Origin of the sequence: Catenuloplanes nepalensis, assembly GCF_030811575.1 — a bacterium.
Lineage (GTDB): Bacteria > Actinomycetota > Actinomycetes > Mycobacteriales > Micromonosporaceae > Catenuloplanes > Catenuloplanes nepalensis.
This window is the reverse complement of the sequence record NZ_JAUSRA010000001.1, coordinates 4,994,090-5,013,695: the sequence shown is the minus strand read 5'-3', so window position 1 is coordinate 5,013,695 and position 19,606 is coordinate 4,994,090. Positions and strand designations below refer to the sequence as shown.

Sequence of the window (19,606 nt, the reverse complement as noted above, 5' to 3'; positions counted from 1 at the left end):
TCGATGAAGCGGCCAATGTGAGTCGCGTTCGCGAGGGGGCGTCATGGAGCGTGCGTGGGAGGCGAGTCCGGCGTCGTCGATGACGAGGCGACTCGGCAGGTCGGCGGCGGAGCTCGGCCTCACCGGAGGGCGGAACGGCTGCCCCGACATCTGGGAACTCGACGACGGTGACATCGCCGTGATCGGCCGAGACCTGACCGGCTCGTTCCGGCACCGGCTGCCGGCGGGCGTCAGCATCGCCGAGGACGAACGGCTGGTTATAATTCCACGAAATATGCTTATTGCGTCGAAGGTGGACATTCCGGATGCGTGATGCACTCGATCATTCTCCGGGTGAGCGGCTCGGCGTGGACGAGTACAACGCCGCTGTGGGCGAGCGATTCTGGGACATTCGGCAATTCGGCTTCTGGAAGCTGGAGCGGCAGCAGACCTTCGCCGAACCCGACGATCCCAGCTGGGTGGCGTTCGACCGCGGCGACTGGGGACTCGCGCTGCAACTGATCGCGCAGCGTCGTGGAGAGTTCGAAGATGATCGTCGGCGCATGCGTGAAACCGGTTTCAGCTCGTACCGGGTGCGCGTGGTCGAGGAGCCGCTCACCCCGTACCTGCAGTGGGAACTGCAACTGCTGCGTCTGATGGGTTCCATCTCGGACGAGATCCGTGTGCTCGACGCCGCGCATGTCCGGGATCACGAGAGCGGCCGGCCGCTCCCCGAGCTGGTCACCGTCGAACACGACCTCACCTTCGAGGTTCTCTATGATGGCAATGGCGTCCTCAGCGGCGCCGTCCGTCACGTCGGCACCGAGATCACCACCGTCTGCCGTGAGTTCATCCAGAGCTTGTACGCGGCCGGTGAGAACGTCGTGTCCTACGTCGACCGTGAAGTGGCCGGTCTTCCGCCGCCCACCCGCCGGTAGTCGTCGTGCACGCCATCCCCGACCCCACGGACGACAGCACGCGATCCGAGGTCTCCGGCCAGGCCGGTGACGTGGTCCAAGCCCGCGACGTGCACGGTGGCGTCCACTTCCACGGGCCCGGCCCGGTGGCACGCGCGACCGCACCCCGGCAGTTGCCCGCGGACGTCCGTGGCTTCGTCAACCGGCACGCCGAACTCGATCTCCTCGACAGCGTCATCGGCACCGAACCGCCCACCACCGGCATCTATGTGCTGGCCGGCACCGCCGGCGTCGGCAAGACCTCCCTGGCGATCCACTGGGCACACCAGGTCCGCCACCAGTTCCCGGACGGGCAGCTCTGCGTCAATCTTCGAGGCTATGACCCCGGGCCACCGCTGACCCCGGCCGAAGTCCTCGACCGGTTCCTTCGCGCCCTCGACGTGCCCGTCTCCGCGATCCCCACCACGCTCGAAGACCGTGCCGCCCTCTTCCGTACACTGCTTGCCGAACGCCGGATGCTCATCCTGCTCGACAATGCCGCGACCACCGCCCAGGTCCGCCCGTTGCTGCCCGGCACCGACACCTGCCTCGTCCTCGTCACCACCCGCAGCCGGCTGAGCGGACTCGCCGCCCGCGACGGAGCCCGCCGCCTCACGCTGGACCTGCTTCCCGAGACCGATGCTGTCACGCTGCTGCGCGCGCTCACCAGCGGATACCGCGCAGACGATGACAGCCCCGGTGCCTACGAAGAACTCGCTCAGCTCTGCGCCCGCCTGCCGCTCGCGCTGCGCATCGCCGCGGAACGCGCTGCCAGCCGGCCGCGCATGCCGCTGACCGACCTCATCCGCGACCTGCGTGACGAGTCCGCGCTCTGGGACGCTCTCACCGCAGAGGACAGCGACGAGGCCGACGCCGTCCGTACCGTCTTCGCCTGGTCCTACCGAGCCCTGACGGAGCCTGCCGCACGGTTGTTCCGGTTCCTCGGCCTGCACCCCGGCGCCGAGTTCAGCACCGAGGCCGCGGCCGCGCTCGCCGGCGCCCCGGTTCCGATCACCCGGCAGCACCTCGACCTGCTCGTCGGTACCCATCTGATCGAGCAGACCGCGGCCGGCCGCTACCAGTTCCACGACCTTCTCCGCGCGTACGCCATCGGCCAGGCGCAGGAGGAACCGGCCGAACTCCGCACCGCCGCGCTCCGCCGGGTCGTCAGCTGGTACCTGCACGCCGCCGACATCGTCGAACAACAGCTCGGCGGCCTGGATCTGCGCATCCCGATCGCCGCGCCGCCCGCCGGCCTTCCGCTGCCGTCGTTCGGCGACCGTCCATCCGCCGACCGCTGGCTGGAGACCGAACGCGGCAACCTCCTGGCGGCGATCCGCGCCGCCGCAGCCGACCCGCACCTGCACGATCTCGCCTGGCGGCTCGCGGCCGTCCTGCGTGGCTACTACATGCGCGAGAACGTCATCGAGGACTGGTTCACTGCCACCCGCCTCGGTCTGGAGGCCGCCACCGTCCTCGGCGACCGGCGTGGCGAGGCCGAGCTCTACGACAGCCTCGGCATCGCCAACGTCCATGCGCACCGCCTCGCCGACGCTCTCGTCAACCACACCGAGGCGCTCCGGCGCCGTCGCGCGCTCGGCGACCGGCTCGCCGAAGCCGTCTCCCTCAACGCCATCGGCCTCACCGAACTGCGCGCCCGCCGCCTCGACCACGCCACCGGGCACTTTCGGCAGAGTATCGAGATCTTTCACGAGCTGCGCGACGCCGAGTGGGCGGCCGTCGCCCTCGCGAACCTCGGCGAAGCGCAGTACGAGAGCGGTGACCTCGACGATGCCGCCGAGTCCGTGCAGCGGGCGTTGGCCGACCTGCGCGCGGCGAACGACGTACCCGGCGTGGGAAACGCCCTTCGCCTGCTCTGCGTCATCCGCCGTGAACAGGGCCGGCTTGACGACGCGCTCACGGCCGGCCACGCCGCCGTCGAGGTCGCCGTCACCCACAGGAATCTGTTCTGGCAGGGGTACTGGCTCATCGATCTCGGCGCGGCTCAAGCGTCGGCCGGGCTGCACGACGACGCGCTCGCGACCTACCAGCGTGCCGCCACGATCCAGCGCCGGCTCGGCGACCGGAGCCGGGAAGGGCTCGCGCTCGCCGGCGCCGCCGCAACGTACCGTCGGATGGGCCGCGACGACGACGCCGTCGACATGTACCGCGGAGCGGTGACGGTCCTGCGAAGCGCCGGCGACCGTTGGCAGCTGATGTCCACGCTCCACCAGCTCGCTGCCGTCCTGGCCGACATCGGCGCCCAGGCTCAGGCCGTGGCGACGTGGCACGAAGCGCTCACCCACGGGCATCTTTTCACCGACCAACGCGCACGACGGCTCCATGACCACATCGAGCGCCGTGCTGGGGCAGAGTGAGGGTGAGCTTTCCGTACTCGCTCCCGGTGTGGGCCGCGGCCGCCTCGGCCAACGGATAGGAGCGGCGGCGGTGCAGGATCCGGACGCCGCGTTCGGTCACCCAGCGGGCGGTCTCCGTCAGGGCCTCGCGAGTCTGTGAGCCGCCGGTGGAGAACGTGACGCCCAGGGGGAAGGCGTCCATGCCGGCGATCGTGATGATCTGTTCGGTGGTGCCGCGCAGTTCGATCAAGCCGCGGTCACCCGCGTCCGTGCGTCCTGGCAATCGACGCCGGCTCGCTCGGATCACGGTCCGCGACGACTGCCCCGCACGCCGCAGACTCCGCGACCGCGACCATTACCGGCCAGTCCGGCGCCAATGGCAGAGGCGAGGTTGTCGGCATCGCGCGCGGCCTGCGGAATCGGGCGATCGTGGCGGAGCTGCGGCTGAGTGAGCACACGGTCACGTTCCACGTGTGCGACCTCCTGGAGAAGCTGGACGTGAGCTCGCGCGGCGAGGCTGCCGCGCTCGTGTGTGTCAACCAGGGTTGACGCATGTCGCGCTGTCAACTACGGTTGACAGCATGAGTGAGGGAACGGATCTCGCCACCGCGGCGGCCGGGCCCGACGTGAAGGTCGGGCTGCGGGCCACGGTGGCGCTGCGGAAGCTGGCCGAGCGCCTGGAGGCGCTCCAGGTCGTCAACGCGCGTCGCCAGGGCTGGTCCTGGCAGGAGATCGCGGACGCGCTGGAGGTCTCCCGGCAGGCCGTGCACAAGAAGCACGCGGGACGAACGAGGGGGAACGGCGATGTTTGAGCGATTCACCGCGGAGGCACGGGCCGTGATCATCCAGGCGCAGGTCGAGGCGCGCGAGCTGGGCCACCAGAAGATCGGCACCGAGCACGTGCTGCTCGCGCTGCTCGGCGCGGACGCGGGTGAGGCCGGATATGTGCTCCGTGGCGCCGGCCTCGACCGCGACAACGTGCGCGAGCGCATCCAGGCGCTGAGGAACAGGCCCGCGCTCGGGCCGGAGGACGCGGCCGCGCTGCGCGCGATCGGCATCGACCTGGACGCGGTGCTGGCCCGGATGGACGAGACGTTCGGTGCGCAGCCGGTGGACCCGCAGCCGGAGCCCGGCCGCAAGTGGTGGCAGCTGCCGAAGGGCGGCCACATCCCGTTCAGCCCGCGCGCCAAGAAGACGCTCGAGCTGTCGCTGCGCGAGGCACTCGCGCTGCGCTCCCGCGAGCTGCGGCCGGAGCACATCCTGCTCGGCCTGCTGCGCGAGGGGCAGGGGCTGGGCGCGCGCGTGCTGGCCGACGCGGGCCTCGACCTCGAGGTGCTGCGCCAGGACGTGCTCGCCACGCTCCCCAAGGCGGCCTGAGCCCGCCCGCGCGGCCGGCCATGATCGGGGCGTTCCCGTGTCGTAAGAACGATATGGGGGACGTCCCCGATCATGGAGCTTCCGCTCTGGAGCGCCGCTGAGTGCCGCTGTGCCACGGCGGCTGAAGTGTGGCGGCGGGACGGCGCCGGTTTTCAGAGCAGCGGCGTGAGGCGGTCGGCGATCAGGCGGTGACCCAGATCGTTCGGGTGGACGCGATCGGTCAGGCCCTCCGGCGGCAGCCAGCCCGTGGTGTCGACGAAGACCGTGCGCGGATCGTTGACCAGCGCCACCGCGGCCTCGGTCTCCGGCAGGTAGCGGCCCACGAACGTGCCCAAGACCAGGATCTTCGCCCTGGGGTGGACGGTGCGGACGTCGCGCAGGAACCGCACATAGCCGGCCTGGAAGTCGGCGGCGGGCACGTTGTGGCTCAGGTCGTTCGTCCCCAGGTTGATCACGACGGCGTCGGCGGAGTATCGGGAGAAGTCCCAGAGCGGCGAATCCGCCCCGAAACCGGAGTGGAAGTAGCGCTCCTGCATTCCCGCGCAGCCGTCGGCCGCGGAGATCAGGCAACCGCCGCCGTAGGCGATGTGCGTGTGCCGGGCGCCCAGCCGCTCGCCGGCCACCCAGCCGTAGCTGGTCAGCGTGGTCATGCTGGACGTGCTGCCGCGCGTGATCGAGTCGCCGACGAACTCGATCAGCCGGTGCGACGACCACGGTGCCGTGCGCGCGCCCGGGTCGAGGGCCAGGCCCTGGAAGACCGCGTCGCCGCGATAGGACCCATCCACGTTGCGATAGGCGACGCGCAATGTGTGCCACGGCCCGGAGGACGGCGGCGAGGGCAGCGAGACCCGCCCGCTCACCCCGGCCAGCAGCTGATCCGGACCACCGTCGATGCTCACCCACACGTCGATCGTGCCGCGCAGGAGTAGCGCGGCCGTAGCGCCGGAGTAGCGCGTGGTCAGGTACGACCCCGCCCAGTTCGCCTGATATGTCGTGGGGTCGGAGGTGTCCCAGCGGCCGGTGAACGTCAGGTGCGGGTCGGTCGGCGCGCCCGCCAGCCGCAGCCCGAGGTGCCCCGCGATGATCGGCGCGAGCCGTTCCGCGATCGTGGTGTGCCCGGCGTCGGTCGGGTGCCCGCCGTCCACGTAGTCGGCCTCGGCCAGCCAGCCCTCCGTGCTGACCCAGTGCACCCGCGGATCGGCGACCGCGGCCACCGCGGCCCGCGTCTCCGTCACGTACCGCTGGCGAAGTGTCTCGAACGCGAAGATGTGCGCCGAGGGGTAGACCGTGCGCGCCTCGCGCAGCAGCCGCTCGTACGCGGCCTGGAAGTCCGGTCCCGAGACGCCCCGGCCCGCGTCGTTCGTGCCGAGGTTGATGACCACGGCGTCCGCGCGGTACCGGGAGAAGTCCCAGTCCTCCGTACCCGCGATGGTCTGTTTCCGGAAGTTGTCCCCGATGCCGAAGCAGGTGCCGGGAATGTCGACCAGGTATGCGCCGGAGCGCGCGATGTTGGTACGGTCGGCGTTCAGTCGTTCACCGGTCTGCCACGCGTAGCTGGTGAGTGAGTTCTTGCTGGACAGCGCGCCCACCGTGATCGAGTCCCCGACGAACTCGATGAGCGTGCGCGGGTTGCGCTGCGGCAGCGTGCGCTCGCCGCGCCCCAGCACGAACCCCTGGAACGTCGCGCACGGTGACGGCCAGGTGGCGCAGCTCGGGATGTCCCCCGTGCGATAGGAGAGCCGCACCGTGTGCACGCCGGGCCGCAGTCGCGTGGGCGTGAGGTCGACCGCCCCGCGCACGTTCTCGTGGAGCGTGTCCGGGCCGCCGTCGATGCTGACGTAGAGGCTGACCGTGTCGCGGATCCGCGCGGTCAGCGTGCGGCCGGTGAACGTGGCGGTGACGTAGGGCGCGCCCCAGTTCCCGATGTGGGTGCCGGGATCGCGCGTGTCCCACCGGCCCACGAAGTGCAGGTTCGGGTCGGTGAGCGAGCCGGGCGCGGGACCGTGGGCGACGGCCGGGGCCGCGGGCAGGAGCAGGGCCGCGATCACCACGACCACGAGGCGCTTGATAATCGACATAGGTCGATTTTTCGAGCCCGTTGAACCGGTTCATAGAGGCGCGGCGGTGGACGGTGGCTCCGCTGCGCCGAGCGGCGGTCTCACGCCTCGATCAGGTCGTCCGCGGCCAGCTCGTGCGTGACCAGCCAGGCGCCCAGCTCCGGAATGCCGCGCAGCGTGCGCCCGTGCGCCGACACGCTGACGCCGAGCAGCTCGAACACCCGGATCCGCCGCTCCTCGATCTGGATCCGCCACCGCCGCCCATCCCGATCCGGCGGCGTGATCAACACGCGCACCGCGGCAGCTTAACCCCCTAAAATCCCAAAAATCAGGAAATCTCGCGGGTACGGCGCTGTCGGCGCCACGGTCCGGCAGAAAAAGTGGCCCCGCCGGTCAGGTCCGCGTCTGCCCTGGTCACGACCGCCTTCGGCGGGACCTCGCCGCTGACGGTCTCGTCGCTGATGTGGTGGATCGTGGCGTTTGTGGCGTGCCGATCCGGGCGTATCGGTCTAGGGTGGACGTCACGGGAAGGACTGAGGAGGCGACCGGGGGAGGCTCTCGTGGCGGTGCGGCCATGGCACATGTTCGGCGTGATCGTCGCGTTCGGCGTCGGTCCCGCGGTCTGGATCGGCGGAAGCCTGGTCCCGGAACCGGCCGCCGGCACCACGCCGTCCCCGACGACGTCCACCACCTCCGCGTCGGCGAGCCCGTCACCCAGCCCCACCGTGGCCGGCACCGGCACACCCGGCACCGGACTCACCGGCACCTGGGCGCCGCCCACCGGCCCGGCCCCGACCACGGCCGTGCCGACCACCGCAGCCCCGACCGGCACCCCGGCCACCCCAGCGGCGCCGACCGGCACTCCAAGCCCGAGCCGCCCACCGGTCACCGGCTCGCCGCGCCCGTCCTGGCCGATCATCCTGCCGCCGCTCTTCCCCGACCCGAGCACCCCGTCCGACGACGAGTCGCCGTAGCGGGGCGTCGACCCCCATCCCGTTACGCTGTAGCGGGCGTCGCCCCTCACCCCATGACGCCCTGATCACGAAGGTCGTCGCCGGGAGTCCGCGGGTCGCTGGGGGCGGTCAGAAGGTCAGCATGTGTAGGCGGGGCCGGCCCGCGTCGGCGCCGTTGCCGGTCGCAACCGTCACCCAGCCGTCGCCGATGCCGGTCAGCCAGCGACAGCAGCGCGATCGGCCCGGTCTCCGCGTTACTCCCGGACCAGCAGCGACTCGTCGTCGCCCGCGATCGGCACCCCCGGCTCCTCCGCCGTCCAGCGGGCCTCGCCGGTGGTGAAGTCGACCAGCGTGGTCCGGCCGGCCCGGGTCACCGCGGCCACGTCACTGCCGGCCCCGAACAGCTCGGAGCTGCCGGAGTAGATCGTCGGGAACGACCGGCGGCACTCGCCCTTCGCGTCCCGGCCGTTGTGGATCGCGCCGTCCCACGCGGGCGCGCCGGTCCTTGCCGGCCTGCACCACCGCGACGCCGCCGGCCACGGTCAGCGCGGTGTCCTCGGCCGGACGGGGGAGTTGCCACACGGACGACGGGAGCGACGCGGTCGCGTCGTCGCTCTTCGACGACCACCGAAGGGGGATGGCGGCGCGCTGTGCGCCGGCTGAGGCGAGGTCAGGAGATCAGCGCCGCGACCAGCACCAACGCGACCGACAGCGTGGTCGCGACGGTGCGCAGCGCGTGCCACCGGGCCCACGGCTCCTCGAACCACCGACGCACCGAGCTGGCCTCGGCGTCGGTCGCGGTGACCAGGTCGACCGCGTCGAGGCGGTTGTTCAGCGGGATGTTCGCGCCGACCGTGATGCCGAAGCCGCCCACGATGTAGAGCACCGAGGCCGCGAGCAGCAGCCCGCCCACGGCCGACCAGCCGTCCTGCAGCCGGAAGATCAGCGCGAGCGGCAGCAGCACCAGTGGGCCGAGGAACGCGACCAGGAAGACCGGGTTGACGATCGCCACGTTGATCGACTGCATGGCGCGCAGGTAGCCGGTGTCGCCGAGCCGGCCGAGACCCCGGTTGGTGACGAACGAGAAGGAGAAGAACAGGCCGGCGATGAGCGCGGTCAGCGTGCCGGCCAGCACCAGCGTCGCGTCGGCGAGTAGATCCATGACAGCGACGGTACGCGGCGGGACCGCCGCCGGCGTACCCGCGAAGGTTGTGGATTGCCGGCCGAACGTCCATCTTGATCGATCGACAAGCTTGTCTCCGTCAGGACGGCGGTAGCAGAATCGGCGGATGGGCGATCGCCGTGAGCCGAGCATCCACCAGCTGCGCCTGCTTCTCGGCCTCGCCACCCACCTCCACTTCGGACGCGCGGCCGAGGCGCTGCGGATCAGCCAGTCCGCGCTCAGCATGCAGATCCGCGCGCTGGAGGACCGGCTCGGCGTGCGGCTGGTCGAGCGCACCAGCCGGACCGCGGAGCTGACCACGGCCGGGCGCGCGCTGCTGCCGGCGATCGAGGAGGCCGTCGCGGCCGTCGACCGGCTGCTCGAGGCGGCCGCGGCGCGCAGTGCCGACCTGGACCGTGAGCTGATCGTCGGCGCGGTCGACACCGAGGCCGCGATGCCGCACACCGCCGCGATCCTGCGCCGGGTGCAGACCGGCGACCCGCCGATCCGGGTGAGCGTGCGCAGCATCGGGTTCGTCGACCAGATCCGCGCGCTGACCAGCGGCAAGGTGGACGTGGCGTTCCTTCGTCCGCCGCTGCCGCCGGGCATCGAGTCGCTGCAACTCGCCACGGAGCCGCGCGTCGCCTGCCTGCCCGCGAACGACCCGCTCGCCCGCGCCGGCCGCCCGGTGCCGCTGGCCCGGCTGGCCCGGCACGTCTTCCTGGACGTGCCGGCCGGCGTGCCCCGGGACTGGTGGTCGTTCTGGGCCGCGGACCCCCGGCCGGACGGGACGCCGGTCACCTACGGCCCGGTCGTCGGCGACCTGGAGACGCTGCTCAAGGCGGTGGCGGACGGGCGGGGCATCGCGTTCCTGCCGGCGACGGCGCGCACCATGTTCGCCCGGCCGGGCGTGACCTATGTGGACGTCGCCGGCCTGCCACCGGCCACGTCGGCGCTGGCCTGGCTGGCGGAGAACTCGTCGGCCCCGGCGATCGCGGCGATCCGCGCGGCCGCATGGAGCCTGCTGAAAGCCTGACACCACGGTCGCGACCCCGTCAGAACCAGCCGGCCGTGTCGTCCAGCCGGCTCGCGAACCGGAGGCCCGCGACGACCTCCAGCGCCTCGTCCCGCGTCACGGGAGCCGCGTCGCCGCCGTTCCGCTCGTCGTTCTGGCTGCTCGCGACGACCAGCACGTCGTTGTGCTTGAGGTCGACGGTCCAGCGCTCGCCCTCCGTGACCGCGCTGACCAGGTAGGGCCCGGCCGGCTGCGACCGGGGCCCGTCACCCGCGGTCCTGGTGCCGGTGGCGTTGAGCACCAGCCGGCGCGGCCCGTCGGCGAGGACCAGCCGGCCGTACATGAACAGGCGGACCTCGCTGTCCGGCCGGAGAGTGACGCCCAGTTCCCGCACGCTCATCCCGTCCGGCAGGCCGGTCGCGCGCAACGGGAGCACGATCCGCCGGCTCTGGTCGAACCGCACCCGCGCGAGGAGCGACGGGTCGGCCGGCCGATCGGTCGCCGACACCGACGCCCGCGCCCAGAGCCCGTCCACCGGCTGCCAGGTGACCACGGAGAACGCCGGGGTGGAACTCATCATCGCGGGACGGTCACCCACGGTGGTGGGCGTCGGCTCGGGCAGCCGGCCGTCCGGCAGGCCGGCGAGCTCCACCGGTGGCAGGTCCTCCTCGGCCCGGGCGACGTCGAACGTGACGTTGCCGTCGAGGCGGAGGACGGTGGCGCTCTCCACCCCGGGACGCGATCGCCAGCCGGCCTCGTAGGCGTCGCCGGCCAGCGCGTCGACCGAGAAGTGCACCACGTGCGGGTCGGTACCGACCAGGTCCGGCCGCGCATCCGCGCCGGGCTGCCCGGCGTCCGGCATCCGCGCCAAATCGCCGGTGAGCAGGCCCGGGGCCTGCGACGGGCCGGCGGACGAGACCACGGGCGCGGACGGCTCCCGTTGCGGCAGCACCGCGACCGCCACCCCGCCCGCGGCGACCACGGCCGTCGCCGTGAGCGTCGCGGCGGCGATCCGGGCCCGGGCCTGCCGCCGGCGCCCCCGGGCCACCGCGCCGTGCAGCAGCAGCCCGGCCTCGATCGGCGCGCCGGCGTCCGCGCGGGCTCGCAGGCTCTCGGCCAGCAGCGAGTCACGATCGGCGGACATCGGCGGCCTCCCCCCGGCCGGTCAGGATCTGCAACCGGTCCAGAGCGCGCTTCGCCTGCGTGCGTACGGTGCCCTGGCTGCACTGCAGCAGCTCCGCGATGGTCGCGTCGTCGTAGTCCTCGTAGTACCGCAGCACGATCACGGTCCGCTGCCGTGGCGACAGCCGGGTGATCAGCCGCCACATCGCGTCCCGCTCGTCGGTCTCGGCCGCGATGTCCCGCACGCTCGCGTCGTCCCGCACCGCGTCCACGCTGACCTCGCGGTTCATCAGCCGCCGTCGCCACGAGTGGTGCGCGTTGACCAGCATCCGCCGCACGTAGAGGTCGGGCCGGTCCATCGCGCCCACCCGCCGCCACCGGACGTAGGCGGTGGCGAGCACGTCCTGCGCCAGATCCTCGGCCCGGTGCTCGTCGCCCGTCAGCAGCCGCGCGAACCGCACCAGGGCCGGGCCCCGCGCCAGCACGTACTCATCGAACGTCACGTCTCATGAAACGCTCTCACCCGGCCGCCGCGTAGACACCCGCGCGGGAAATCCTGGACAGCACCTCGGAGAGGACGTCCGGGCTGGTCGCGAAGTTGATCCGGATGAAGCCGGCGGTGTCCGGGGAGAACTCCGCGCCCGCGCTGACCTTGACGCCCGCGTGCCGGAGCAGGTGGCCGGCCGGGTCCGGGCCGAGCGGGGAGCCGGTGCAGTCGAGCCAAGCGAGGTAGGTGGCCTGCGGCTCGCGGTAGCCGGTCGCCCACGGCAGCGTCGCCGCCCACTCGGTGACCCGGGCGCGGTTCTCGGTGAGCAGCGTCATCAGGCCGGAAAGCCACGGGCCGGCCTCGCGCCAGGCCGCGGTGGTGGCGACCCGGCCGTGCAGACCGGGCTGACCGAGGTAGTCCAGCGGCAGCGCGGCCAGCGTCTCCCACAGCGCGGCGTCCCCGATGTGGGCGGTCGCACAGCGTACCCCCGCGATGTTGAAGGCCTTGGTCGCGGACGTGGCGGTGACCGTGCGAGCCGCGGCGTCCGCGGAGAGCGACGCGAACGGGATGTGCGTGTGCGGCGCGTAGACCAGGTCGGCGTGGATCTCGTCGGCGAGCACGACCAGGTCCAGCTCCGCGGCGGCGGCCGCGAGCGCGTCCAGCTCCGCGCGGGTGAAGACGTGGCCGGTCGGATTGTGCGGATTCACCACGATCAGCATGGCGCAGCCGCGCAGCGTCTCCAGAAGATCGAAATCCGCCGCGGGTACGACCGGGAGCGGCACGACATGGCGGCCGGCCCGGGTGATCGAGGCGAGGAACGGCGGATAGTTCGGCAGGTGGATCGCGATCCGGTCGCCCGGCCGGGTCGCGTGCTCGATGACGATCTGCAGCGTCTGGATCAGGTCGGAGAAGACCCGGGTGCGGTCCGGCATCGGGGTCCAGCCGTGCCGCGCCGCCATCCGCTCCTCGAACGCGGCGATCACCGGGTCGCCGTCCGGCCAGTGCGGATAGCCGAGATCGGTGAGTTCCGCGAGGCGGCGGCGGATGACCGGTGCAGGCGCGAAGTCCATGTCCGCGACCCAGGCGCCGAGCGTCCCGGGCGGCAGTGAACCCCACTTCACCCCGTGCCCGTCGCGGAGGCGGCCGGTGTCGACCGCGAAGGCGCTCACGACCGGGCCCCGTTCATCAGCGCGTCGCGCAGGATCTCCATCTGGCCGTGGTGCTGTGCCAGCTCCTCCAGCACGTGCAGCAGTGCGCCGCCCCGGGTCAGCGTGCGCGGCGGCCCGGCGTACGCAGCCGGGGGAGTGCCCCGCAGCGGCGCGTCACCGGTCAGGCCGGTGACGTCCGCGGTGAGCCGGTCGCGCAGCGCGCGCACCTCGGCCAGCAGCGGCGCGACCGGGCCGGCCGCGGTGAACTCGGCGTCCCGGTCGCGGTCCACGGCCCGGCCCGCGACCAGCGCGCCGGACCAGAAGTCGGCCACGCCCACGCAGTGGGTGAGCAGCGCGAACGGTGAGTTGGCGCCGGGCAGCGGCTGTGCGTTGGCCAGATCGTCGCCGAGCGCCGCCACGATCGCGGCCATCCCGTCGAGCGCGCGGCCGGTGAAGTAGAGATAGTCATCTGTGGATATCAAGCGTGGCCTCCCGGCGATCGCGTCACCGTCTAAGGGGGTGACGGGGAGAACTGTTGCGCGGTTACGCGTCACCTGTCAAGGTGGTGACGTGGAGTTCGTCTTCGTCAGTGGGAACCTCGCGCTCGACCTGCTCGGCACGCTCAAGTGGCGCCGCACCGAGCCGCAGGAAGGGCTGCGCACGCCCGGCGACGCCGCGCGCTGGGCGGTCGAGGCCGGGCTGGTCACGGCCCGGCCGAAGCTGACCGCGACCGACGTCGAGTCGTTGCGCGCGCTCCGCGAGAGCATCTACCGCCTGGTCATGGCGATGTGGGACCGCACACCGATGCCGCGCGCCGACCAGGTCGCGCTCAACACCGCCGCGGCCGGCCCGCGCGTGCTCACCACGCTCGTCGGCCTCGACGCGCGCCGCACCGCCACCGCCGCGGCCCTCGAGGCCGAGGTGGCCGCCGCCGCGATCAGGCTGATCGCCGACGTGAACGCCGGCCGTGGCCCGCGCATGCAGGAATGCGAGCGGCAGGACTGCACCCGGCTCTTCCTCGACCGGTCCCGGGGCCGCACCCGCACCTGGTGCGGCATGGGCGAGTGCGGCAACCGGGTCAAGGCCGCGGGTTACCGCGCCCGCAAGGCGGCCGTTCAGGGGTCATGACGGACGCGGAGTCCGTCGCGCGCCGGTGATCTCCCGGTCAGGATGGGGCGATCGCCCGGCAGGGAGGGGGAGCACCGTGACCGGCACCGTCGACGCGCGTCTGGCCGCCGTCTACCGCTACGAGATCCTGGACACTCCCCGGGACGGCACGTTCGAGGGCTTCGCGCGCGTCGCCGCGCGCCAGCTGCGGGTGCCGATCGCGACCGTGACCATCGTGGACGCCGACCGCGTCTGGTTCGCGGCCGCGGAGGGCCTGCCCGGCGTCACCCAGATCGGCGCCGAGCCCGGCCTGTGCGCGTCCGCCGTGCTGCACGCCGGGCCGTACGTGGTGAACGACGCGCTGGTCGACCCGCGCACCATGGACCACCCGCTCGTCCGCGGCGAACTCGGCCTGCGCTTCTACGCCGCCGCGCCGATCACCACCCGCGACGGCCACCGGCTCGGCACCGTCAACGTGATCGACTCCGCGCCGCGCGACATCTCCGACGACGAGACCACGCTGCTCACCGACCTGGCCGGCCTGATCGCCCAGCATCTCGACCTGCGCCTCGCCACGCTGCTCGCGGTCCGCGCCGAACAGGAACTGCGCCGCGACGCCGACGCCCGCGCCACCGCCTCCGCCGCACTGGTCCGGCGCATGCGCACGGCCGGGGCCGCCCAGCGCGACACCGGCACCCACCCGGAGTCCTGCCAGCTCGGCGGCCCCGCCGGTTGCACCGCACCAGCCGAGCTGAAGGTCGCGGACACCTGGGGTGACCACGCGTGGGGCTGCCGTGCCCACGTCGAGGAGATCCTCACCCACGCCTCCTCGGTCTTCCTCGCCAGCCAGGAACTCAACGGCCTCGCCGCCTACCGCGCCCGCTAGCGCACCTCGGCCCGCGTTCTCGGCCGCGTCTCGGCCCGCGTTCTCAGCCGCATCTCGGCCATATCTCGGCCCGGGTTCTCAGGCGGGCCTTGGTCCCTGTCACAAGGCCCGAAACCGGTGAACCCGAGACCCGTCTTCCCGCTTGCGGCGTGGAGCAAAAGAGCGATCAACTTCGGTTTTGATCTACCTACCTTTTGCTCCACTGAATGATCACTCAGGCCTCGGCGGTGGCGTCCCGGCAGGCGGTCCGCGCCGGAGAGTGGGATGTCGCAGTATTCGGGTGCGGAGCGCCCGCTCAAAGCTCAGTAGGCCGTCCAGTCGCCCGGTGGCCGACCGTCCGGCGGCAGATCCGGCGATCCGGCGGTGAGTTCGGCGATCCGGCAGTAGACTCTCGGTGCCCAGCCGGCCCCTCCTATGCCATGCCCGAAATCACGACAAAGGTGGCGACGGCGACTCCTGGAAGCGACCACGTGTCGCAAATCGTTGTTGAAAGCGCCGGATGACAACGATTTGCGACACGTGACCAACTCTCGGTCCCGGCAGTACTGAGCCTTCGGCGTCAGAGTGAGCGGCGTTCCGCAGCGGTGGACCTCTATAGCGCGAAATTTCGGGCGCGCAGCGCCCGGACGGCCACCGCCGCTCGAACCTCGACCTCGACCTCGACCTCGAAAGGCCAGTAAGTGGCATTGGGCACCGCTCGGTCGTTGACCGACCTCACTTCCGGTCCCAGCCCACTCCCGAAACCCACCGCACACCGCCGGCCCGCATCCGCTGAGCCTTCGGCTTCGGTGCCGAGGAGAGCGGCGCGCCGAAACGGTCAGCCACCCTGTCGCGCCTGTGGCGTCAGGGCATCCAGGCGGTTGCGAAGACCACGAAGTCGGTGGCGGCGACCGCGTCGGCCGCGATGAAGGCGATGCTGAGCAGGGCCAGCGCGAGAAGGCCGGCGCGAGTGCGCCGTGTCGCCGCGGCAGGATCGGTCATCGCCCGCACTCGGCCCAGCGCGTGACCGCGCCGCGACCCGTGCATCCCGGTCACGCCGGGCGTCTCGGTCTCGTCCCCGGACAGAGTCCAGGCTCCGCCGGGCGGGCCTGCGTCGCGCGGCAGGCCGGATTCCCGCGGCGCACCGGATTCGCCCGGAATGCCGGATACCCACGGTGTGCCAGATGAGCGCGGCGCACCGGATTCATGCGGCAGGCCAGATTCCTGCGGGAAGCAGAATCCGCGCGGCTCGCCGGCTTCACGCGGGACGCCGGAGTCGTGAGGCGCGCCGACTTCACGTGGGGCGCTGGATTCTTGCGGCGTGCCGGCGTCATGGGGGAGGCCGGAGTCGCGTGGAGCGCCGAGGCGGTGCGGTGCGCTGATGTCGTGCGGAAGGCGCGAGTCGCGTGGGGGGCCGGATTCCTGCGGCGCGTCGGCGTCGTGGGGGAGACCGGAGTAGCGCGGAGCACTGGAGTCATGCGGCGCACCGGCTTCGCGGGGCGTGCCGGTTTCGCGGGGGGTGAGGGCGTCGTGTGGGGTGAGGGTGGCGAGGGCGGCTTTGGCGACGCTGCGGGCGGTGAGGTGGCGGTCGCCGACCTCGGTGGCGGCGTCCTCGTCGGCCCAGCGTTCGACCAGGTAGGAGACGGCGTCGCGGGCCGGGACCAGGATCGGGTTGAGGGCGGCGGCGGTGGAGGCGATGGCGGTCAGGCGGTGGTGGCCGCGGGCGAGGTGGGCGCGTTCGTGGGCGAGGACGACCCGGCGCTCGTCCGCGCTGAGCAGGCGGATCATGCCGGTGGTCAGCAGGATGTGGCCGGGACGGCCGGGGATCGCGACCGCGAACGGTGCCGACCAGTCGGCGATCACCACGCCGTCGTCGCCGGGCCGGCCGGCCGAGTGGAGGCCGCGGTGCACGGCGTCGCGGCGGCGGACGTCCACCCCGTACCGGATCAGGGCGATCATGAGCAGCACGATCGCGACGATCGCGACCGCGTCCGGGACCGGCTCGGGAAGCCGGGGGCGGCCGGGCTCGTTGCGGGCCACCAGCGGCGGCGGTAGGCGGTCGAGCAGCGTCGCGACCAGCAGGATCAGGGACGCGGTCGACGTCATGGCCGCGATCAGCGCGGCGCCGGCCAGCGCGCGGGCCGCGACGGCCGGGGCGGATCCGGTCGCGATCGGGCGGGCCAGCAGCGCGAGCGCGGCGGACAGCACGATCGGAACGTAGACCCACAGCGTCACGGGCGGCCCGCCTCCAGGAACGCGCGCAGCGCGGCCGCGTCCGCGTCGTCGAGCGTGGCCGCGAACTGCTGCAGCACCCGTTCCCGGTCCGGTCGCCCGGCCAGCGTGGCGCGCATCGTCTCGGCCGCGAACGCGGCCTCGTCCTTGACCGGCCAGTAGACGTGCCCGCGTCCCTCCGGGCGCCGCACCAGGCGGCCCTTGTCCTGCAGCCGGCCCAGGATGGTGAGGACCGTGTTGTACGCCAGGGTGCCGCCCAGCGCGGCCTGCACCTCGGCCGGCGTCAGCGCGCGCTCGGCAGCCCAGAGCGCGGCCATCACCTCCGACTCCAGCGCCCCCGGTGCCCGTCTTCCTTCACCGCTCACAGCAGACCTCCCCAGGTTCACGTCACTGTAGCGCCGAGCGTCGCCGGGCCAGGAACGCGCGGGCCGGGCCGTTGTCGGTGCGTGTGATCGCCTCGTCGTAGGCCGCGATCGACTCCGCCGTGCGCCCGAGCCGGCGCAGCAGGTCGGCCCGGACCGCGTGGAAGAGCTGGTAGTCGTGCAGCGGCAGGCCGTCGACCAGCGCGAGCGCGGCCCCGGGCCCGTCGACCTCGGCGATCGCGATCGCGCGGTTCAGCTCCGCGACCGGGCCGGGCGCGACCACGAGCAGCTGATCGTAGAGCGTCACCACCTGCGCCCAGTCCGTCTCGGCCGCGGTGTGCACCGCGTTGATCGCGGCCTGGATCTGGTACGGCCCCGGCCGCCCCGTCCGCAGGCAGGCGCGCACCAGTTCCTTGCCCTCGGCCACCAGCGCGGCGTCCCAGAGCGCCCGGTCCTGGTCGGCCAGCAGCACCAGGTCGCCGGCCGCGTCGACGCGCGCGGGGCGGCGGGCCTCGGCCAGCAGCATCAGCGCGAGCAGGCCGGTCGCCTCCGGCTCGTGCGGCATCAGGTGCACCAGCAGCCGGCCGAGCCGGATCGCCTCGGCCGCCAGGTCGTCCCGCGTCAGCGTGTCCCCGGCGGTGGCGGTGTGCCCCTCGTTGAAGATCAGGTAGATCGCCGCGAGCACCGCCGCCAGGCGTTCCGGCAGTTCGGACTCGCTCGGGATCCGGTACGGGATGCGCGCGTCCCGGATCTTCGCCTTCGCCCGGACCAGGCGCTGTGCCATGGTCGTCTCCGGCACCAGGAACGCGCGGGCGATCTCGCCGGTGCTCAGCCCACCGAGCAGCCGCAGCGTGAGCGCGACCCGGGCCGGCATGTTGAGCGCCGGATGGCAACACGTGAAGATCAGCCGGAGTCGATCGTCGGAAGGAGCGGCAGAAGAGGCGGACGCGGCCAGCAGCGCGAGCTTCGCCCGGCCGACCGCCTCGCGTCGCAGCCGGTCGACGGCCCGGTTCCGCGCGGCCGTGATGATCCAGCCGGCCGGGCTCGGCGGCGGCCCGTGCTCGGACCAGCGCCGCGCGGCCGCGGCGAACGCGTCCTGCACGACGTCCTCGGCCAGGTCCAGGTCGCCGTACGCGCGGGTCAGCACGGAGACGGCCCGCCCGTACTCGGCCCGGTAGATCGCGTCGAGTTCGCTCGCCTTCACCGGTCCGACCCTGCCATCCGCGCCTGGGAGCTCCCTGCCGGGGCACGGCCCCGGCGGGGAGCGGGCGTCACGACCAGTCGAACGCGCGGACCTCGATCGGCAGGCCCATGGCCGAGGACAGGCGCTTGGTCCAGTGCAGCGCGGTGTCCAGGTCCGGGACCTCGATGATGGAGATGCCGCCGAGGTGCTCCTTGCCCTCGACGTACGGCCCGTCGGTGACCAGCGTGTCGCGCACGACGCTGGCGGAGCCGGCCGCGGTGAGCCCGCCACTGAAGATCCAGATGCCGGCCTCGCGCATGGCGTCCTCGATCGCGCTGATCTCCCGCATGATCGGTTCCAGGATCTCCGGCTCCGGCGCGGGACCGTCCGGCTGTTCGATGCTGAGCAGGTACTTCGGCATGTCGTCCTCCTGCGGTTCGTGGGTGATTCCACCACCTACACGAACGAGCGGCACCGCGATCGACATGCGGGCCGAAAAAATGCGGGGCCACCCGAGGGCGGCCCCGCACGGGAAGACAGGGATCAGCGCGCGGAGACGACGACCGTCTTCATGATCTTGTCGGCGAACGTCTGGTTCTTGTCGTCCCAGATCGGCCACAGGTAACCGATGTTGCAGGGGAACGAGTCCAGGAGGTGGCAGATCTGGCGCACGAAGGAGAGCAGCGGGCCGATCGGCTGGCCGTCGTTCTCGCTGATCAGCTTGATGCCGAGGGCCTTCTTGCCCCACGACTGGCCGGTCTTGCCCTGCAGCCAGAAGATGTTGTAGACCGCGACCAGGAGGCCGAGGAAGATGAAGATGAAGTAGAACGCGTTCGGCGTGCCGGCCGTGGCGAGACCGGTCTCCGGGTCGACCTGGGTGTTGAGTGTGCCGCCCAGCAGCACGGCGAGGATGGAGAACGGCAGCAGGACCAGGGAGTCGATCAGGTAGGCGCCGACGCGCTGGAACCAGCTCGCGTAGGACTGCGGCGCACCGTAGCCACCGCCGTAGCCACCACCGGCCTGCGGCGTGCCGTAGGCGGGCTGACCGTACGCCGGCGACTGCGGCTGCTGCCCGTAGGACGGCTGCTGCGGCTGGCCGTAAGAAGGCTGCTGACCGTACGACGGCTGCTGCGGCTGCTGACCGTACGACGGCTGCTGCTGGCCGTAGCCCGGCTGCTGGCCCTGGCCGTAGTTGGGCTGCTGCCCGTACGGCTGCTGGCCCTGGTTCGGCGGGTATGTCACGA

24 protein-coding genes are annotated in these 19,606 nt (G+C 72.4%); 10 read left to right on the top strand and 14 right to left on the bottom strand.

The annotated features are described in order from the left end of the window. The first annotated feature begins 43 nt into the window (after positions 1-43). From J2S43_RS21805 to J2S43_RS21795, 3 genes are read left to right on the top strand one after another with little or no spacing between them, the layout of a single operon-like run. Positions 44-313, top strand: coding sequence for a hypothetical protein (locus J2S43_RS21805; protein WP_306832034.1), 270 nt, complete (start codon positions 44-46; stop codon positions 311-313). Beyond that, complete coding sequence (locus J2S43_RS21800) at positions 306-917, top strand: DUF6879 family protein (protein ID WP_306832032.1); 612 nt, start codon at positions 306-308, stop codon at positions 915-917. The genes J2S43_RS21805 and J2S43_RS21800 overlap by 8 nt, the downstream gene beginning before the upstream one ends. Positions 918-922: 5 nt before the next feature. Further along, positions 923-3,313, top strand: a complete 2,391-nt coding sequence (locus J2S43_RS21795; protein WP_306832030.1) for an ATP-binding protein — start codon at positions 923-925, stop codon at positions 3,311-3,313. On the opposite strand, the gene J2S43_RS21790 is transcribed toward J2S43_RS21795, so the two are convergent. Continuing rightward, the gene (locus J2S43_RS21790) at positions 3,252-3,542 is read right to left on the bottom strand and encodes an MDR/zinc-dependent alcohol dehydrogenase-like family protein (protein ID WP_306832029.1); all 291 of its coding nucleotides are present in this window, start codon (positions 3,540-3,542) and stop codon (positions 3,252-3,254) included. The two genes, J2S43_RS21795 and J2S43_RS21790, sit on opposite strands and share 62 nt — an antisense overlap. A gap of 26 nt (positions 3,543-3,568) precedes the next feature. Here J2S43_RS21790 and J2S43_RS21785 point away from each other — a divergent pair, with 26 nt between their 5' ends. Genes J2S43_RS21785 through J2S43_RS21775 form a run of 3 tightly spaced genes read left to right on the top strand, consistent with a single transcriptional unit; the run spans position 3,569 to position 4,669 of the window. Continuing rightward, positions 3,569-3,841, top strand: coding sequence for a helix-turn-helix domain-containing protein (locus J2S43_RS21785; RefSeq protein WP_306839372.1), 273 nt, complete (start codon positions 3,569-3,571; stop codon positions 3,839-3,841). A gap of 32 nt (positions 3,842-3,873) precedes the next feature. Then, positions 3,874-4,104 carry a helix-turn-helix domain-containing protein gene (locus J2S43_RS21780; protein WP_306832027.1) on the top strand — a complete coding sequence of 77 codons (231 nt, stop codon included), beginning with the start codon at positions 3,874-3,876 and terminating at the stop codon, positions 4,102-4,104. Continuing rightward, positions 4,097-4,669 (top strand): Clp protease N-terminal domain-containing protein, encoded by a 573-nt coding sequence (locus J2S43_RS21775; protein ID WP_306832026.1) that lies wholly within the window; start codon positions 4,097-4,099, stop codon positions 4,667-4,669. Before J2S43_RS21780 ends, J2S43_RS21775 begins: the two co-directional genes overlap by 8 nt. 152 nt (positions 4,670-4,821) lie before the next feature. On the opposite strand, the gene J2S43_RS21770 is transcribed toward J2S43_RS21775, so the two are convergent. Together J2S43_RS21770 and J2S43_RS21765 are read right to left on the bottom strand one after the other, a co-directional pair. Then, positions 4,822-6,747 (bottom strand): GDSL-type esterase/lipase family protein, encoded by a 1,926-nt coding sequence (locus J2S43_RS21770; RefSeq protein ID WP_306832024.1) that lies wholly within the window; start codon positions 6,745-6,747, stop codon positions 4,822-4,824. Positions 6,748-6,827: 80 nt separating this feature from the next. Next, positions 6,828-7,022 (bottom strand): hypothetical protein, encoded by a 195-nt coding sequence (locus J2S43_RS21765; RefSeq protein ID WP_306832022.1) that lies wholly within the window; start codon positions 7,020-7,022, stop codon positions 6,828-6,830. 264 nt (positions 7,023-7,286) lie between these two features. On the opposite strand from J2S43_RS21765, the gene J2S43_RS21760 reads away from it, so the two are divergent. Then, positions 7,287-7,700 carry a hypothetical protein gene (locus J2S43_RS21760; protein ID WP_306832020.1) on the top strand — a complete coding sequence of 138 codons (414 nt, stop codon included), beginning with the start codon at positions 7,287-7,289 and terminating at the stop codon, positions 7,698-7,700. A gap of 233 nt (positions 7,701-7,933) precedes the next feature. Here J2S43_RS21760 and J2S43_RS21755 read toward each other — a convergent pair whose 3' ends face one another. Together J2S43_RS21755 and J2S43_RS21750 are read right to left on the bottom strand one after the other, a co-directional pair. Continuing rightward, positions 7,934-8,062: a hypothetical protein gene (locus tag J2S43_RS21755; protein ID WP_306832018.1), complete on the bottom strand. Its 129-nt coding sequence runs from the start codon at positions 8,060-8,062 to the stop codon at positions 7,934-7,936. A 287-nt stretch (positions 8,063-8,349) separates the two neighbouring features. Then, positions 8,350-8,841, bottom strand: coding sequence for an anthrone oxygenase family protein (locus tag J2S43_RS21750; RefSeq protein WP_306832016.1), 492 nt, complete (start codon positions 8,839-8,841; stop codon positions 8,350-8,352). 127 nt (positions 8,842-8,968) lie between these two features. Between J2S43_RS21750 and J2S43_RS21745 the strand changes: the two genes are divergently transcribed. Next, positions 8,969-9,877 carry a LysR family transcriptional regulator gene (locus J2S43_RS21745; protein WP_306832014.1) on the top strand — a complete coding sequence of 303 codons (909 nt, stop codon included), beginning with the start codon at positions 8,969-8,971 and terminating at the stop codon, positions 9,875-9,877. Positions 9,878-9,896: 19 nt separating this feature from the next. Here the strand turns inward: J2S43_RS21745 and J2S43_RS21740 are convergent, their stop codons facing one another. From J2S43_RS21740 to J2S43_RS21725, 4 genes are read right to left on the bottom strand one after another with little or no spacing between them, the layout of a single operon-like run. Continuing rightward, positions 9,897-11,000, bottom strand: a complete 1,104-nt coding sequence (locus tag J2S43_RS21740) for a hypothetical protein (RefSeq protein ID WP_306832012.1) — start codon at positions 10,998-11,000, stop codon at positions 9,897-9,899. After that, positions 10,984-11,481, bottom strand: a complete 498-nt coding sequence (locus J2S43_RS21735; protein ID WP_306832009.1) for a SigE family RNA polymerase sigma factor — start codon at positions 11,479-11,481, stop codon at positions 10,984-10,986. Before J2S43_RS21735 ends, J2S43_RS21740 begins: the two co-directional genes overlap by 17 nt. 16 nt (positions 11,482-11,497) lie before the next feature. Next, on the bottom strand, positions 11,498-12,634 hold the full coding sequence (locus tag J2S43_RS21730) for a MalY/PatB family protein (RefSeq protein ID WP_306832007.1): 1,137 nt from the start codon (positions 12,632-12,634) through the stop codon (positions 11,498-11,500). Then, positions 12,631-13,095, bottom strand: a complete 465-nt coding sequence (locus J2S43_RS21725) for a DinB family protein (protein WP_306832005.1) — start codon at positions 13,093-13,095, stop codon at positions 12,631-12,633. Before J2S43_RS21725 ends, J2S43_RS21730 begins: the two co-directional genes overlap by 4 nt. A gap of 88 nt (positions 13,096-13,183) precedes the next feature. On the opposite strand from J2S43_RS21725, the gene J2S43_RS21720 reads away from it, so the two are divergent. Both J2S43_RS21720 and J2S43_RS21715 read left to right on the top strand, forming a co-directional pair. Next, positions 13,184-13,741, top strand: coding sequence for a CGNR zinc finger domain-containing protein (locus J2S43_RS21720; RefSeq protein ID WP_306832003.1), 558 nt, complete (start codon positions 13,184-13,186; stop codon positions 13,739-13,741). Positions 13,742-13,817: 76 nt separating this feature from the next. Then, entirely contained in the window at positions 13,818-14,606 is a 789-nt protein-coding gene (locus J2S43_RS21715; RefSeq protein ID WP_306832002.1) for a GAF domain-containing protein, read from the top strand. Between the two features lie 843 nt (positions 14,607-15,449). On the opposite strand, the gene J2S43_RS21710 is transcribed toward J2S43_RS21715, so the two are convergent. The 5 genes from J2S43_RS21710 to J2S43_RS21690 form a co-directional block, all read right to left on the bottom strand. Then, the gene (locus J2S43_RS21710) at positions 15,450-16,820 is read right to left on the bottom strand and encodes a M56 family metallopeptidase (RefSeq protein WP_306832000.1); all 1,371 of its coding nucleotides are present in this window, start codon (positions 16,818-16,820) and stop codon (positions 15,450-15,452) included. Then, the gene (locus J2S43_RS21705) at positions 16,817-17,182 is read right to left on the bottom strand and encodes a BlaI/MecI/CopY family transcriptional regulator (protein WP_306831997.1); all 366 of its coding nucleotides are present in this window, start codon (positions 17,180-17,182) and stop codon (positions 16,817-16,819) included. Before J2S43_RS21705 ends, J2S43_RS21710 begins: the two co-directional genes overlap by 4 nt. Positions 17,183-17,204: 22 nt before the next feature. Then, on the bottom strand, positions 17,205-18,383 hold the full coding sequence (locus J2S43_RS21700; protein ID WP_306831995.1) for an RNA polymerase sigma factor: 1,179 nt from the start codon (positions 18,381-18,383) through the stop codon (positions 17,205-17,207). Between the two features lie 67 nt (positions 18,384-18,450). After that, positions 18,451-18,783, bottom strand: coding sequence for a YciI family protein (locus J2S43_RS21695; protein WP_306831993.1), 333 nt, complete (start codon positions 18,781-18,783; stop codon positions 18,451-18,453). A 122-nt stretch (positions 18,784-18,905) separates the two neighbouring features. Beyond that, positions 18,906-19,604, bottom strand: a complete 699-nt coding sequence (locus J2S43_RS21690) for an RDD family protein (RefSeq protein ID WP_306831991.1) — start codon at positions 19,602-19,604, stop codon at positions 18,906-18,908. Between the last annotated feature and the right edge of the window lie 2 nt (positions 19,605-19,606).